The following is a 16,179-nucleotide window of genomic DNA, read 5'->3' as shown; positions in this document are numbered from 1 at the left end:
TGCAACTATCACTTTGCAATCCTATTTGTCTTTGAGTAGACCAAGTTAACAATTATTATGAGTAAACAAACCAACATTATTTTATTAGTCCTCGCTGCCTTCTTTACTTTTTTAGGTATAAAAAGTTCAATGCACGCCACAGCATATAAAGAGCTAAGCAACGTAGAAACTATTGAAGGCACTATTTATCAATTGCACTGCCCGCCTAAAGGTGCTGCGGCCTTGAGTTTGACAGACTCAGATTTTACTTACAATTTATCAATTAAATTTAGAAGTGATTATTGTGAAGATAACAAATCACAAGTGTTACTCAACAAGAAAGTAACACTTGAAGCCATTGAAGTGAACGATGGTTTTTACCAAGTTTACAAACTTACGGGCAATGGACGAGATATTTTAACGCCTGGAGAAGTTGAAAATGATCAAGCCAGCTCAACTTTTGGTTTGTTTTTCTTAGCATTTCTTTTAATCGCGCTAGTTTTATATAAAAGCCGTACAAAAAGTAAAAAAGCATAATGGCAATAACGCTACGATGTGAGTTATTTTCTGAAACTCAGCGACTCTACATGTAGCGTATTTAACAATCAGTTTACTCAACGAACAGTTTATAAAACAGTCGGTGTATACTCTTTCCGTATGGCGGGTAAAGTAATTTTCCGCCATTTAGCTTACCTATTTTATGTACCGCTTTCGCTTTAGAGAAAGTCTGAAAACCTTCAAATCCATGATAATGCCCCATACCTGAATCACCAATACCACCAAAAGGTAAGTCACCTTGCGCTAAATGAGTAATCGTATTATTGATACATAAACCGCCAGAATGAGTTTGATAAGAGACTTGTTGTTGTTCAGCCGAATTTAAACTAAATAAATATAATGCAAGCGGTCTTGGACGCTCATTAATATAGTCAATTGCTTGTGTTAACGTCTTGTAGGTCACTATCGGCAGTAGTGGGCCAAATAACTCCTGTGTTAATACTCCTGACTCATCACTTGCATTCTCAATTATGATGGGGGGGATTTTCCTTGTATTTTCAAAGCATTCATTTGCAGGGTTAATCGAAGTACATAGCGCGCCTGAGGCTTCAGCTTCCTGTATCAATTTTTTTAAGCGTTGAAATTGTCCTTCATTAATAATACTTGAGTAATCAGGGTTGTCCTTAATGGTTGGGTACATGCGAGCAAAGGCATTTTTATATGCCTCAATAAACTCATGCTTTTTTTGTTCTGGACAAAGAATATAATCAGGAGCAACACAGGTTTGCCCAGCATTAAGAGACTTACCAAAACAAATACGCTCTGCAGCTAAATCAATATCAATATTCTCAGTAATAATAACAGGAGATTTTCCACCTAACTCTAAAGTAACAGGTGTTAAGTTAGCCGCTGCTGCCTTCATCACTAACTTACCAACACCTGTGGAGCCGGTAAAAAATAAGTGATTAAACGGTAATTGAGAGAATGCTGTTGAGACATCGCTCTCTCCCGTAGTCACTGCAACTTGCTCTGTGGTAAATACTTCGCTTAATAGCTTTTTCAAACACTGGTTAAAGTGCGGTGTATATTCAGAAAGCTTTAACATAACTCGATTACCCGCAGTGAGTGCAGTTACCAGTGGACTTAAACTCAATATTAACGGGTAATTCCATGGCACCATAATACCCACCACACCAAGTGGTTGGTAGAGCACTTTATTGCTTGCAGGTTGAAAGATAATAGCCACCTTACGCACCGATGGTTTTGTCCAGCGTTTAATGTGCTTAATGGATGAGTCAACTGATTCTATAAAAGTAAGTAATTCAGAAATTCGAGTTTCATCAGCACAACGATGACCAAAATCTTTACTAATTGCTGCGATTAGTGCTTCTTGATTGCTCATTACCGTTGCTTTAAGGTGTTGTAATTGAGTAATTCGCTCACTAACGGCTGGATACTTATTGTTATTATAAGCTGAGCGCTGACTAGCAAAAATGGCTTGTAGCTCGGCCACCGAAGTATACGGTTCAATGATGCTGTTTTCAGTTGTCATATTTCGCTCGTGCATAATTATTTGAAGAATGAATAAGTGATTAATCCGACTATTGGTTAAATAGGCGAAAGCACCCTGAATAGTTACAAGGTACTTTCTAGGAACATTATTTCTTTTGTGCCAGCATATACTCAGCAACAGCCAGACGTGTTTTCTCATCTAAATAGTTTTGCGGTGGCATTTCAGGGTAGTCGTCACGTTTCTTCGTTGGGCTAGCAATAAAATCCGCAACACCTTGAGGGTTGTCCATATAAAGTGCTTGAATTATTTGCACCGGCGGACCAATCATGCGACCAGTATAAGTATGACAACCTGCACAAACACCGTTATAAACGACTTTGCCGCGTTCAGACGGATCAATCACACGAGGTGGTACTGGTTCATCCAGCAAATAGCTATCAATAGCATCAGTGTTAGTAAATTCACACTCAGCCCAGCCATTTACCCCAACACTAACATAACGATGGCGATTGATAATACAGCTATCATTCGTTACACCTACCCGTACAATATCGGGTTCACCTTGTTTAAATTCAGTCAGCATAAGAGCTTTCACTTCATCAATGGTGTCATAACCATTGTTATACATCAGGTTATTTAAGATTTTAACGCCATCTGGATTTGGATCTGACTCAGGATCAATCGTAACACCAGGTGCATTGGCATGATCAGTAATCAAAATACCCGTTGTTTTATTACCCGTTATAATATTATCTTCAACAACCACATCGTCAGAAGCCATAATGAGTATCCCAGTGCCTGCGGGGATACTTCCAACCATAGAGCCTGGCGCACCAAAGTTTTTATGATTATTGTTATAAATAAAGTTATTTCGAATAATAACGTCGTAAGTCGTTTTTATCGGTAAGCCTGGCGTAATAAAAGCTAAAATACCGCCAGTATTATTGTAAACATTATTGTTTTCAACAATGGCATGGCGAGAGTTTTCAATTTCAATACCGGCAACATTGGCAAATACATCATTGTAAGCAACGTGAATATTATCACTCATGCCAACGTAGATAGCAGCATCTTCAATCCCTGAAATCACGTTATATTCGACAATACCGTTCTTACCTAACTGTGGGAAAATACCGTAAACCCCCGTATCTTCAATAATATTATTGCGGATCTCAAAATTGTTACCCGCTTGCCCCATAACCCCATTACCTTTGTATTTAGTAATAAAAAAGTTTTCTACAACAAAGTTATTACCTGAATATAAAAAAGCATCATTAAGCACGCCTTTTCCATCAAGTGTTGCACGTTTACCTTCTTTAATGACGCCAATTATTCGAATATCATCTTTATCAACGTAAACGGTTTCATGATAGGTTCCTGGCATCACTTGAATCGTATCGCCAGGCTTAGCAGCTTGAACAGCCGCCATAATAGTTTCACCATCATTAACCACATGGGTTTCACCCACTTCAGTTCTTTGCTTTACAGCAGACTTTTTCGAGCTTTTTTTCGCATCGCTATCTGCTGATTTATCGTAACCGCCACTATAGCTTGCTCCCGCGGAACTATTAGTAATAACGGGTGCTTTTTGACTACCGCCATAATACGCTCCTGCGGCAAAAGCCCCGACGACCATTACTACTGCAACTATTTTTTTAGAAACCATATAACTCTCCGCGTTATGCTCTTATTGTATTTTTACTTTATTTATTTTTCTTTTAGGTTTTAGGTTTTAGGGGCTTTGATATTTTTCATCAACTACCGCTAAGCCTGAAGGAACATTACGAGGAATTTGAGGCGTTAAACTTTCATCAGTTAACGTTCCCATGAACTCAACGATTAACTCCATTTCTTCATCAGTTAAATTTGGCTCTGAAATATGCCAATGCAGTAACATTTCCTCACCTTCAGGCACTGAATTTCCGCGACCATCGTTATAAAATTTGACCGTATCGAGTAAATTATCGTATCGTCCAGAATGCATATAAGGTGCTGACTTTGTAATATTTCTTAATGTGGGTACTTTAAATGCCCCACGTAACTTGGGCGCGTTATAAGTCTTTTCTGCGCCAATATCTAACGCTCTTCCTTCTGGCTCTGGTGTGCCGATAACTGCAATTTGGTTATTGGTAAAGAGTGGTGGCTGATGACACTCAGCACAACGAGCAACAAAAGAGCGAAAAACATTAAGCCCGGCAATTTCACGCTTAGTGAGTGCTTGATGATAACCATGAGCATATCGATCGTAACGGCTATTTAATGATATTAACGATGTCTGAAATGCCGTTAACGCAGTATAAACTTGCGATAATGCGATATTATTATCTTGTTCAATAGCTTGCGGAAAAGCTTGCGAAAACATCGCCACGTAATAGTTATTATTTTGCAGGGTTGATAGCAAATTTTCTGGAGTATTCCCCATTTCAAGCGCATCAAATAAAGGGCCTTGAGCTTGCTCTTCTAACGTTTTAGCCCGCACATCCCAAAAAAACTTATCAACAAAAGCAACATTCCATAATGTAGGTGCAGAGCGAGCAACTTTTTCTCCCGTTATACCGATACTTCTGTCTAAATCATCACTAAAACCTTTATCAGGTTGATGACAACTCGCACATGAAATTGTGCCATCACCAGATAACAAAGGATCAAAAAACAAATAGCGACCTAAATCAATTTGCGCGGGAGTAAAACCATCTCTGTGGGGTGGAAGGTTTGTTTGCGTTCCACCTAAACCTTTATTTTGCACCGAATTATAAAACTGATACTGAGTTAATAAACGACAAACCCCGTCATCGGTCAGCTCAAAGCTTGGAGGGCATCTATCTGAAAGCACAAAGGTTGTTCTTTCTTGTTCAACATTCATCGCATCAACGCCTTGTGCAAGAATATCGTTATGAACAAAAAAAAGAGCCAAAATAAATACCAATGCAAAACGAAAAACTTTCATCTTAACTCCTTACTTTTGCATTGCTATAAAGTAAAGAATATCTTCAAGCTCTTTGCCTGAAGTGGTTTTAGCCATCATCGCCATTTGACGACCATACTTATCGTTTGCATGATTACCACGTAAACCCGTAGTAAAGTTTTTCATTTGTCTGCGTAAATACTCAGTATGTTGATGCGCTAATTTAGGCGCTTTCATTGCTTCATTCCCTTGAGCAACACCACCATGACAAGCACCACATTTTCCTTGGTAATATCGACTACCATTTTTTAAGTTACCCTTAGCCGCTTGCTTAATGTCTACGGTTGGTAAATCAGCTAAATAGGCGACCAATAGAGGAACATCCTTGTTTAAATCGAGTGCTTTTGCAAAAGGCTGCATTTGGTTGCCAAAGGTATCTTGTGCATGGCTACCCCGTAGCCCTGATTTAAAGTTCGCCAATTGACGAGTAAGATATGCTTTGGACAATCCAGCAAGTACCGGCGCATTTAACAGGTTATTACCCTGACCAACATCACCATGACATGAAACACATTGCTGATACACTGCTGGCATTTTTACATTTAACTTCTCGTTAGCCTGTACTGAAAAACTAAACGCTAAAACAAGCGCTAAAATAAACAGCAAAATACCCAACACTTTATTGAGTAACGTAATAGAAAAAAACATGCCTGCTTTAATTTTCACTGTTTCAAAAAAAATAACTTTGTCGGGAACAACGTGATAGCAACGATTAACACTCATATAAAAGCACAGTTAAATAAACAATGACTTCACTATAAGTAGCTAAGAATAAAATAGCTGACGTATTCTAAAAAAAGTCTGACGAATTCTAAAACAGCCTAATTGATTATCTAAAAAATAAAAATAAACACTTAAAATTCATAACATTAGAGACTAACTCAAATCGGATTTATTCCTCTTTCGATATGCTGTAGGCGTAATACCATGGGTATTTTTAAACGCTTTATTAAATGAACTAAGGCTTCTAAAGCCACTTTCTAAAGCTAAGGTCAGTACAGGTAGGTGGTTAAAGTCAGCAGAAGATAAACTCTCAGTCACTTCCTTGATTCGATAGTAGTTAAGGAAGTCATTAAAGTTACGATAATTAAGCTCACCATTAATTAAGTTTCGTAATTTGTATTCGTGTATTCCAAGGTGTTTCGCTAACCCCGAAATAGTTAAACCGTCTTGCTGATAAAGCTTACCTTGCTCCATTGATTCAACCACTTTGATTAGCTCTTTAGATTGCTTTGGTGATTCAGCAGACTTAATTTCTTCAGTGATACTCACGTTAACTGTTTCAAATAAGCTTGATTCTTTTAATTGAAATAACAAAAAGTTAATCGCAGTAACTAAAGCGGCAAGTAAAAAGTTAATCACGATATTCAGACCAGCCCACTCAACATGTAATAATTGCTCAAGTACAATAACAGCAATAATGTACAACGCAGAAATAGTGATAACACCGCCACGGATATATCGTCTTTCTTGTACCAAATCATCGCGCCAATGTTTAAATGATATGATCAAAGCATGCGAAATTAACACTAGCTCTAACAACAACATACCGTATTTAACCAGACCATAAATGGCAACATAGTCTTGTAACGAGAAAGCAAAAATCATTTCAATGAGTGAGGTAGTTAATGGCACCACCATTGTTAATGACGCAACAACATATTGCCAACGTTGTAAAATAGAATGGTCGCCAAATACACTCAAACTAACCAACCAAAACACACCCGGCAACGCATTAAGTGTAACCTGTAAGAACCAGGCTAGCACTGTAGAAGATTCAGGCTGAATTAATGAACTAAGTAAATAACCGCAACTACAAAGCATCAGTAAAATAAATAATTTTATCGAAGGGTTTTGCTTTCTAAGAGGAAAGAGTAGTAATGCACACATTACTATTTGCGCTAAGGCAAAGTGAGAAAAGAATTCAGCCATGAAGATACATTGTGTGTCGGATGTCAAAATAAAGAACTATAAAAACATAAAACTATACGGATTCCAAGTTATACCAAGTGAATTAATTTATTGTTCAATAACCTGAATAATTCATGATTTTAATTGATATTACACCTGATAAAAGTAAAGAACCAACATAACCTTGGGCTTGTTGGTTCTTTAAAATAGAGCAATCACTGTGTTAACTCTAACTAACCTCAGCTCGAGCTGATGTTTACTAAAGAGCTAAGATTAAAGTCAGTGAAAACCTAGAACGAATACTTCACATCAACACCAACTTCAATACCACGATTTATTCGTACTAGAGGCGTTCCTAAAATATCAGCGGTTAAATCACCAAAACCAACAACATGTTTTTCATCAAGTAAGTTTTTGCCCCATAAACCAATTTTTAACTTATCACTGTCAGTGGCCCATGATAATCTGGCATTGAGGCTCTTCGTGTCAAGAAAGTACTCAGGAACGGCTAATTTATAGTCTTCTATACCAGGTTCTTCATCGTTTATATTATCAATATAAACATAATCTACATGTAAGTTTGTCGTACCAACGCCAAAATCAGGCATCCAATCAAAGGTTAAAGTATAATTAAAACTGGCATCATCTGAACGAGATTCAGCAGCAATTAAATCACCTTGCCCGTTATAATATGATGGGGTTTTGGTATCCGTTGAACGCACTTCAGAAACGAAACCAAAGGTAATACTCTCAGTTGCCATCCATCTTAAATCAAATTCAGCACCGGCAATGTCTTTATCAATACTGATAATAAGCGGAATAGCGGCGGGATCATCAGGCCTTTTTGAAGAAACACTTTTTTGCAAGTTTTCTAACGTTAAGTAATATGCACTAATATTTGCAACAACTTGCTTACCCCAAATACCTTTGTAACCTACTTCAAAGTTGGTGGTATCTTCAGGAGCAAAAGCCGTAGGCACGCCATCATCGGTTGCACCTAAAGAATCATAACCACCTGACTTATAACCTGTTGAGTAGGAGGCAAAAAACATATCGTCGTCGGTGACTTGATAACTCGTCACTAAACGACCAGTTATTTTATCCCAAGAATCTGATGCGTTATAGTTAACCGCATCAAATAACACATTGGTTAATGGGATTTGCTCACCGCCCTGCATTGCAATAACACTATTGACTGGTACTGTCGCAAAATTATTCACTGGCGTGTGCCATGTAAACGTTTTGTCATCGTTTGAATATCGAAGACCCGCAATTACGTTCCACTTATCAGTGATGGCATAATCTACATCAGCAAAAATACCCCAATTGGTAAAATCACCCGTGTTATTCACCGTTTCTTGATAAAAAGCACCGCCATATTCAGGACCAAACAATTCAGGAATATAAGAAGGTAAGTATTCAGGAGGTACGCCTGGATTAGCCATAGCAGGTAGTTGTGTAGACACTATATCGTAAGTTAAGTTGCCTGTAGCGCTAACAACATCAGCTGAGAGTGGCACCCCATCCATGCCAATTGCAGACATTATCGCATCACCCAAACCTAACATATTTAACGTATCAGACCATTCGTTAGCATCCCACATGTGCTCCATTGGTGGAACCATACCGCCTGTTAAAGCATGTATTTGCTCGTTTAAATCACCAGTCACTAAACGCGCATAAGTATCAGTAGTTAAATTCAGTTCAGTGGTTTGACTAACATCTTCTTTAGAATAGGAAAAACCAGCCACTGCATTCACTTTGTTACTCACATAGTTAAGCTGTAATTCAGTATATAGAATATTAGAATCTTCATTATTGGAGGTATCAAAATAACGGGTATGATCACTGGTGCCATCTTCTTCTTGACGGTTTATTGTTTGCCAATCGCGATAACTTAATACGTACTTCATTGACCATTCATCATTAAACTCATGGGTCAACTTACCCGTAACGCCATACATATCACGCGATTCCACTCCGTTACGAACATCGTTTTCAACGGTAGACCCCATATATTGCTTACCACCTTCATAGGCATATTCACTAATACCGATACCCATAGGGGGGGCTTGCCCTAAATCATCCCAATCATAAGCCAATTGAAAACTAGTTTTAGCACTAACATCCCATAAAAGTGATACTCTTGCCGCATTATGAGATCGCTCCCCCAGCTCCCACGACTTAAACTCTTCATTCCAAGATGAATCATCTACATTATTTACAAAACCATCTTGATTATTAGTTAAAAAGTTACCACGTAAATAAACATTATTTGTTAATGGGGCATTAACCATTCCCTCGTAGCGTTGAAGATTATCAGTGCCAAGCGTTGCTTTAATGAAACCTTCAAAATCAGATGTTGGGGCATTCGGTACCATATTCACTACCCCCATCGCTGCATTTCGACCAAATAACGTGCCTTGAGGACCTTTTAATACTTCAACACGTGCCATATCTGAAAAAATGACATTTTGCGCAGCTCGAGGCATATAAACATCATCGTAAAAGGTCGCTGAAGAAGGGTCTCCCCCTACGCTAATATTTGGACTTGATACTCCGCGCATACTCACGCCTGATTGAGTCATACTACCGTCACCATAATTAAAGCCAGGTATAAATTTATCAATATCGCTTAATAAAATAGAACTTGTCTCTTCAATGGTATCTGCTGAAACGCTACCAACCGTAATAGGAACCTTTAAAATATTCTGTGTTCGCTTTTGAGAAGTCACCGTAACTACTTCTATCTCTGCTTCATCTACTTGTGCTTCGGCTTGTTCTGCTGCACCAACAAAGGCTGGCATAATGAGTAATGATGAAATAATAGCTTGAGTTATTTTATTTCTTTTTTTCGTTTGAAGGGTGTACTGATGAGTAGCGTCTTGTGACATTCTGTTCTCCCCGGAACGTTAACTTATTGTAATTATTTTATGTTGGTAGGCACTTAATAATGCCGTTTATTATGTACAGCGCTTTAGGTTTACAACGCTTTATTTTTAATCATTACTATATGGTGCTATGTTGGCAAAAGCTTAACGATAATTAAAAAAACATTGACGAATTATGAAAACCCACTGAGTGATTTATTAAAAAACACGCTAGGCAATAGATAATAAAAGAACTTCTGATGTAAACACTTTTTCTAAAATTAATTAACATTTTAGAGTGCTAACAAATTTTATACGCTTTTTTGTCATCAAAACCAACAGAATAACTCATATATTTTTCGCTTAAAGCATGCTTTATTTGCTTAAATCTGCGATAACAACCATCACATTTATTCTCAAGTATCTCATATTTATTGCAGCCAGTTAAAAAGCCAAAACGTTCCTCTTTTTTGATTAAAATCACATTACTGTTTATATATAGCAATTAGTTTTATTAAGTATTTAACGTTAAAGTAATATACATGCTATAAAACAATGCAACGGCACCATACGCTTTTGATCTTTAATAAGCTTACCTACGTATACCTCTTTTTATAGAATATTTAAGGATATCAATGAAACGTTCTCTCCTAACCACAATATGCTTCACTGCGTTATGTTTATCTTCATCGTTCATTACAATAGCCGCACAAGAAAATAGAGGCGAAGCGAGAGAAAGAATAGAGCCTAAAGGTTTTTTATACGGCCTAGGGATAGGTCTTAACCAAGAGATTTACAAAGGCTATGACTATCGTGTTATCCCTTTGCCTATTTTAGGGTATCGTACTGATAACTTTCGCATTTTAGGCCCTTTCATCAGTTACGACGCATTAGAGTTTTCAGATATAGAGGTCACTATTCAAGCTGCGCCAAGGTTTCAAGGGTTTGATGAGTCAGATAGTTATATCTTTAAGAATATGGACAAAAGAAAGTTTTCAATGGATGCTGGTTTTGGTCTAACTTACGAGCGTAAAGATTGGAAAGTATCGGCATCGAGTATGTTCGATGTGTTAAATAATTCAAATGGCTATGAGGCTAAATTCAGTATTGGCAAAGTATTAAGGCAAGGCCCTCTATTTTTTGAACCTAGGCTATCAGTTAGCTATTTAGACAGTAACCATGTTGACTATTATTATGGCGTAAAAGCCTCAGAAACCAATGAATTAACTTATGCCTTTAAAGGCGATTCGGCAATAAATACCTCTATTGGTTTCTCTATTGCTACGCCAATATTTTTCGAAGGTTTCACACAACTTGCTTTAGACTATACATGGTATGACTCAGCTATTAGCAATAGCCCACTAGTAGAAGATGATACCAATTTTGGTGTACGCTTTTTGTTTAGTAAGTATTTTTAAATGTTATTAATGCTGATTCAGGCTTTTTTAACAAACTTAGCTGTTACCATCATTTCGCCAACACCATCAACTTTGCAATCTAGTTGGTGATCTTTTTTATCTAAAACCCGTCTAATTACAGCCTTTGTACCTATTTTTATCACCTGCGAACTGGCTTTAATTTTTAAATCTTTTACCACAGTAACTTTGTCGCCATCATTAAGCAAAGTACCGTTAGCATCTTTTACAACAATATCGTTGTCTGCATCGATTTCTAACGGATCCCATTCATAACTGCATTCAGGACAAATAAGTAACGACTGATCCTGATAAACATATTCAGATTGGCAACTTGGACAAGGTGGTAACGATTCACTCATAAATAGCTCTCTTAAAAAAGGAAGTAAACGCTATTTTATCAAAGCAAAACAAGGCTTCCCAATAAATTAGCACTGACTTGTTCATTTAAGCCGATATTTACTTTAAGTGTCTACCACCATCAATTTGTAGATTACGGCCGGTCATAAACTCACTCGCTAAAATAAAATCTATGGCGTTAATAATTTCAGCAAAACCAGCTTCTCTTGGAATAAGCGCCTTAGCATACGCTTTTTGTTTATAAGCCTCATCATCATCTTCATTAAATTTAATCAGCGCAGGAGAAATAGAGTTAACCTTCACTTTAGGTGCGAGTAAGGCGGCAAAAGATTGGCTTAAACTGTTCATTGCTGCTTTACTTGCCGCATAAGCAATATGTTTTTTACTACCTTTTTCTGCAACGTAATCACTTAAATGAATAATGTCGGCAAAGTTACCTTCAACATTATTTAACACTCCCTGACATGCCAAGTTAATTTGATAAGGTATGTTGACATGTATATTCATCATTTTATTTAAAATATCTGCCGCATTAAGTTGTTGCGACAGTTGCTGATGATTATCTGGTAACCAATCAGAAGCGTTATGAATAATGGCTCTAAGGCTTTGGTATTCTTTTAAAATGTACTCAATAAAACTATCAACCTGTGCTTGCTGATAAAAATCTACTTGCACTAAATCAGCACCTTGTGCCGTTAAATTTTCAAGTGAATGATAATATGTACGATAAGTACCAAGAACCTGATAACCTTGCGCTAACATATGACAAGCAAGTTCATTACCTAATCGCTTGCCGACCCCAGTAATTAAAACCACCTTAGTCACATTAAAAACTCCGCACGTGTTTGAGGGTTCGTTTTAAAAATACCGCCTAATGCTGTTGTAGAAGTAGTTGAGTTAGCATCCATAATACCTCTTGATTTCACACAGTAATGCGTTGCATTGATAGAAACAGCAACGTTATCAGTTTCTGTTAGTGCTTGAATAGCCACTAATATTTGCTGAGTTAATCGCTCTTGTACCTGAGGTCGCTGTGCAAAAAAACGTACAATACGATTAATTTTCGATAACCCTAATATTTTTTCATTGGGAATATAAGCCACTTTCGCTAAGCCATCAATCGTAATGAAGTGATGTTCACAAGTAGAGGTTAAATCAATATCTGAAACTTTAACCATTTCATCCACGGCCATTTTGTTTTCAATGGCAGTAATCGAAGGAAAATTATCATAACTCAAGCCAGAAAAAATCTCATTAACATACATTTTAGCGATACGGTGAGGCGTTTCCGCTAAACTGTCATCATTAAGATCAAGACCTAAGGTACTGACTACCTCAGTAAGTAAGCCTTTTATTCGGCTATATTTCTCTTCTGACGTGGTATTACTAGGCAACATAGGGGTTTCAAGCCCCTTTTCAATTAGCGTATCACGTACTAACTTTGCTTCAGTAGATATCATTATTCTTCTCCAGCATTTGCTTGATAACTTAACGTTAACGATACAGAATCGGCAAACCTTAACGCATGTGGTTTATCAATTCTCACTTTTGCAAAGCTCACCCAAGGATGATCAATACATACTGCTAACACATCACTGGTTAACTTCTCTAGCAATAAGAATCTCCCGTTTTCAACAACGTTGATTATATCTTTGCAGATGGTTTTGTAATTCAAAGCATTATCAACATCATCACGTAAGCACATTTTATTGACGGGATAATGTACTTCTGCGTTTATAACAATATCTTGCTGTTTACTTTTTTCTTCTTCATTAAAACCGATATATGTTCTTAAGCGTAAATTGGTGATGGTTATAATGGCGTTATGGCTCATAAATTGGACCTATTCTTAGTGTATTTTTATAATTAAGTATATACGTTGAAAGACAACTCAGGGATCAGTGCTTTTCATTAACCTTTTCTGAATCCAACAACTTAATTTAACGTAATGTACTTGGGGCATATAATATTTGGGTAAATCTATCTCTATTTTTTAAGATATTTTTCTCTTTTGCCAAATAAACTCTATCTCTGATAAGTGCTGACTTGTCTGATTATACGATTGCCAAAGGCTGTTATAGGTAACGTTGAGTTCAGGATGTATTTTATCACCCGCAATATCGGTTAACGGTAATAATACAAAAGCATTCTCAATAATTTCACCGCGAGGTAAGGTTACACCATCAATAACACCTACTAGGTTATCGTAAAGTAAAATATCAATGTCTAGGGTTCTAGCGCCAAATTTAGGACCTGTACGTTGACGATTATTGTTATCTTCTATCTCGTGCAATACATTCATGATTTCACCAACAGATAACTGACTATCAAAACCAACCACTAAGTTTAGAAAATTATCACCAATAAAACCGATGGGCTGGCAATCATAAACTTTGGAAATAGTCAACGGAGAAAAACGCTCATCAAGCGCATCTAATGCCGCTCCAATATGCTGAAAACGATTTATATTACTACCAAGACTAACATAGACTCTATGCACTCAAAAACCTTACTATTAAAGAGGATAAACCAAGGTTAACCACCAACCTTTACTTAGTTAACCTTGCAAAGTTGAATACTCTCATAATGAGCAATTAATTAACAAGGTAATTTCGATTAAAGGTCAATACAGCGATTAAAATTGAGAGTAACGCTACTCTTTGTTCGCTAATTGTTTATTAAGTTTCAAAGTAACTCATGTGCTGTCTAGCAAACTATGGAAAGTGCCGTTTGGACTTTACCGACTTTTGAATAAGTTGCAATTAATTGCTTACCAAGATAAGCACCTAACATAGAAAAAGGTAAAGAGTAAAATGAAAAGTAAGCCACTAAAATTAAAGCTTCATGTCTGAGAGAATGTTCGGGATTTGCATAATAGCTATATACCCAAAAACCTTGAAGGGATAATACTGCGATTAACCCAAGCGTGATTATAAGTGCAATTATTAAAGAGTAATTCCGCATTCGTCCCTGAAACCTAACGCCTCAATCAGAGGCAATAAAATAGCTGGTTAAAATTAGCGAGGCACGAGCAAAAACCAGCTGTTTTTGACCTGCTGAATTGACTTGTTATAACTCAAGATCATCCATACTGAGCAATTGACGGCAATTACGTAAAGTTAGTATTTTAATTTCATTCCCAACTTTATAGATAATCCTATAATTGCCAAATATAACTTCGCGATAGCTTGTGCCTAATAACTCAGGAACCTGCCGACCTGATTCGGGTTGAGAGCCTAATAATTCTACTCGGTCGAAAATATCATTAACCCAATTTTCTGCCGCAGTTGACTTATCAAGAGCTATAAATTTAGCTATTGCTTCTAATTTTTCAATTGCTAATGGAGACCAAACTACCTTCAAGGTTTAATACTCTTTAAAACTTGCGCTCGAGCATCAGAGTTAGAAACACCTAATCCTGCAGAAAGTTGAGCTTCTGCTTTTTGTACTTCTTCAAGTAACTCTATTTTCTCTTGCATAGATTCATATTCAGCAACATCTAAGACAACTGCAACGCCTTTACCTCTTTGAGTGATTACTATAGGCCTTCTAGTTTCATTAACTTGACGAATAAATGATGCAGCTCCAGCTCTAAAGTCTGAAAGCGGTTGAATATCTTGATCAAAATGAAGTCGACTCATAACGATACCTTTAATTGTACTTTATTTGGTACAAAGTATAGTTAAAAATATCAGTGAGTACAAGGTTTTGAATTTGAGTTATAACGCCCGCCTCAACTGCCGGAGGCCAATGGCGCCTTTTTTGCAGATCCACCGCAAAAAAGGTGACAGTGGCCGGAGGTCAGATTGCAGGCGCTTGTTAGATTTTTCTCGCTACTAGGGAAAATATATGCCAATGATGTGGTTTTCCATCTGAAGTTTCCCCCGATAGGTCGTGCTCACTCCACTTTAATATTTCATAGCTTTTTAATTTTTCTCTAATTTTAGCTTCATTCATAACTAGGGTATCTGACCAAAAGGCTTCTTTATCATAGTCAGGCCCAGCCATAGTGTCTTTAGGGCCTAAAAATGAACCACAAAAAATTCCATCTTTTATCAAAGAATTAGTTATTTTTTCCCAGACTGATTCAAAGTCCTTTTCAAAACAGAAGAATAGACTGGCATCGGCGACAACCAGTGATGCATCAGGATAATTGAATGTACTAAAACTATCAGTTGATAGAAGGACATTGTCATCATCTTTGAAACGTTCACTACATCTAGAAATAGATTCTTTCTCGATATCAAAGGCATAAACAGTAAAATCTTTACTGCGTAAATAAGCTATATCAGATCCAGCCCCACAGCCACAATCGATAGCAGTCTTGCTTCCTTTTACTTCATCAAGAGCAAAAATTAAATCTTCTCGAGTAGCACTATTCTCAGTCGAGTCATAATAGTTTGAGATTTCTATCGTAGACATTCCCTATCTCCAATTAGCAGCCAAAATCTAACGTTTATATTAAACGGCAAAGTAACATTGGCTATAATCGCGAAGCGATGGCCAACTGTTACGTGTCCGATTTGAATTCTCTTGTTATTTGATGGTAGCGGAAAACTACCAACGAAAACAAGCACTTTTAAGATTTGGAAGCCCAACCGTAGAAGCAAAAAATACCCAGCAACACGACTAACCAAACCGTGATTTTTGAGCCAAACACGAAAGCGA

Annotated in this window: 16 protein-coding genes; 2 read left to right on the top strand and 14 right to left on the bottom strand. The window is 37.1% G+C overall.

Annotated features, from left to right (window positions below; genetic code table 11):
- Positions 1 to 57: 57 nt before the first annotated feature.
- Positions 58 to 516, top strand: a complete 459-nt coding sequence (locus D1094_RS17785) for a hypothetical protein (RefSeq protein ID WP_118961449.1) — start codon at positions 58 to 60, stop codon at positions 514 to 516.
- Between the two features lie 73 nt (positions 517 to 589).
- On the opposite strand, the gene D1094_RS17780 is transcribed toward D1094_RS17785, so the two are convergent.
- The 6 genes from D1094_RS17780 to D1094_RS17755 all read right to left on the bottom strand — a co-directional run bounded on the left by D1094_RS17780 (position 590) and on the right by D1094_RS17755 (position 9,760).
- Complete coding sequence (locus D1094_RS17780; protein ID WP_118961448.1) at positions 590 to 2,029, bottom strand: coniferyl aldehyde dehydrogenase; 1,440 nt, start codon at positions 2,027 to 2,029, stop codon at positions 590 to 592.
- Positions 2,030 to 2,135: 106 nt separating this feature from the next.
- A complete protein-coding gene (locus D1094_RS17775; RefSeq protein WP_118961447.1) occupies positions 2,136 to 3,656 on the bottom strand; it encodes a parallel beta-helix domain-containing protein in 1,521 nt (506 codons plus the stop codon).
- A gap of 66 nt (positions 3,657 to 3,722) precedes the next feature.
- On the bottom strand, positions 3,723 to 4,937 hold the full coding sequence (locus D1094_RS17770) for a cytochrome-c peroxidase (RefSeq protein WP_220452572.1): 1,215 nt from the start codon (positions 4,935 to 4,937) through the stop codon (positions 3,723 to 3,725).
- 9 nt (positions 4,938 to 4,946) lie between these two features.
- On the bottom strand, positions 4,947 to 5,678 hold the full coding sequence (locus D1094_RS17765; protein WP_118961446.1) for a c-type cytochrome: 732 nt from the start codon (positions 5,676 to 5,678) through the stop codon (positions 4,947 to 4,949).
- Between the two features lie 153 nt (positions 5,679 to 5,831).
- Positions 5,832 to 6,887, bottom strand: a complete 1,056-nt coding sequence (locus D1094_RS17760) for a helix-turn-helix domain-containing protein (protein WP_118961445.1) — start codon at positions 6,885 to 6,887, stop codon at positions 5,832 to 5,834.
- A gap of 269 nt (positions 6,888 to 7,156) precedes the next feature.
- Entirely contained in the window at positions 7,157 to 9,760 is a 2,604-nt protein-coding gene (locus D1094_RS17755; protein ID WP_118961444.1) for a TonB-dependent receptor, read from the bottom strand.
- Between the two features lie 611 nt (positions 9,761 to 10,371).
- On the opposite strand from D1094_RS17755, the gene D1094_RS17745 reads away from it, so the two are divergent.
- Entirely contained in the window at positions 10,372 to 11,154 is a 783-nt protein-coding gene (locus D1094_RS17745; RefSeq protein ID WP_182440239.1) for a MipA/OmpV family protein, read from the top strand.
- A gap of 17 nt (positions 11,155 to 11,171) precedes the next feature.
- Here the strand turns inward: D1094_RS17745 and D1094_RS17740 are convergent, their stop codons facing one another.
- The 8 genes from D1094_RS17740 to D1094_RS17700 all read right to left on the bottom strand — a co-directional run bounded on the left by D1094_RS17740 (position 11,172) and on the right by D1094_RS17700 (position 15,933).
- Positions 11,172 to 11,513 (bottom strand): zinc ribbon domain-containing protein YjdM, encoded by a 342-nt coding sequence (locus tag D1094_RS17740; RefSeq protein ID WP_118961442.1) that lies wholly within the window; start codon positions 11,511 to 11,513, stop codon positions 11,172 to 11,174.
- A 97-nt stretch (positions 11,514 to 11,610) separates the two neighbouring features.
- Entirely contained in the window at positions 11,611 to 12,336 is a 726-nt protein-coding gene (gene folM, locus D1094_RS17735; protein ID WP_118961441.1) for a dihydromonapterin reductase, read from the bottom strand.
- Positions 12,333 to 12,971, bottom strand: a complete 639-nt coding sequence (gene folE / locus D1094_RS17730) for a GTP cyclohydrolase I FolE (protein ID WP_118961440.1) — start codon at positions 12,969 to 12,971, stop codon at positions 12,333 to 12,335. The genes folM and folE overlap by 4 nt, the downstream gene beginning before the upstream one ends.
- On the bottom strand, positions 12,971 to 13,345 hold the full coding sequence (gene folX, locus D1094_RS17725; RefSeq protein ID WP_118961439.1) for a dihydroneopterin triphosphate 2'-epimerase: 375 nt from the start codon (positions 13,343 to 13,345) through the stop codon (positions 12,971 to 12,973). The genes folE and folX overlap by 1 nt, the downstream gene beginning before the upstream one ends.
- Before the next feature lie 159 nt (positions 13,346 to 13,504).
- Positions 13,505 to 14,011: a 2-amino-4-hydroxy-6-hydroxymethyldihydropteridine diphosphokinase gene (gene folK / locus D1094_RS17720; RefSeq protein ID WP_118961438.1), complete on the bottom strand. Its 507-nt coding sequence runs from the start codon at positions 14,009 to 14,011 to the stop codon at positions 13,505 to 13,507.
- A gap of 569 nt (positions 14,012 to 14,580) precedes the next feature.
- Positions 14,581 to 14,874, bottom strand: coding sequence for a type II toxin-antitoxin system RelE/ParE family toxin (locus tag D1094_RS17710; RefSeq protein WP_118961436.1), 294 nt, complete (start codon positions 14,872 to 14,874; stop codon positions 14,581 to 14,583).
- Entirely contained in the window at positions 14,871 to 15,152 is a 282-nt protein-coding gene (locus D1094_RS17705; RefSeq protein WP_118961435.1) for a type II toxin-antitoxin system Phd/YefM family antitoxin, read from the bottom strand. The genes D1094_RS17710 and D1094_RS17705 overlap by 4 nt, the downstream gene beginning before the upstream one ends.
- A gap of 178 nt (positions 15,153 to 15,330) precedes the next feature.
- On the bottom strand, positions 15,331 to 15,933 hold the full coding sequence (locus tag D1094_RS17700) for a methyltransferase domain-containing protein (RefSeq protein ID WP_118961434.1): 603 nt from the start codon (positions 15,931 to 15,933) through the stop codon (positions 15,331 to 15,333).
- Positions 15,934 to 16,179 lie beyond the last annotated feature (246 nt).

The organism is Colwellia sp. RSH04, assembly GCF_003545765.1.
Taxonomy (GTDB): Bacteria; Pseudomonadota; Gammaproteobacteria; order Enterobacterales; family Alteromonadaceae; genus Colwellia.
This window is presented reverse-complemented; position numbering and strand designations above follow the sequence as displayed.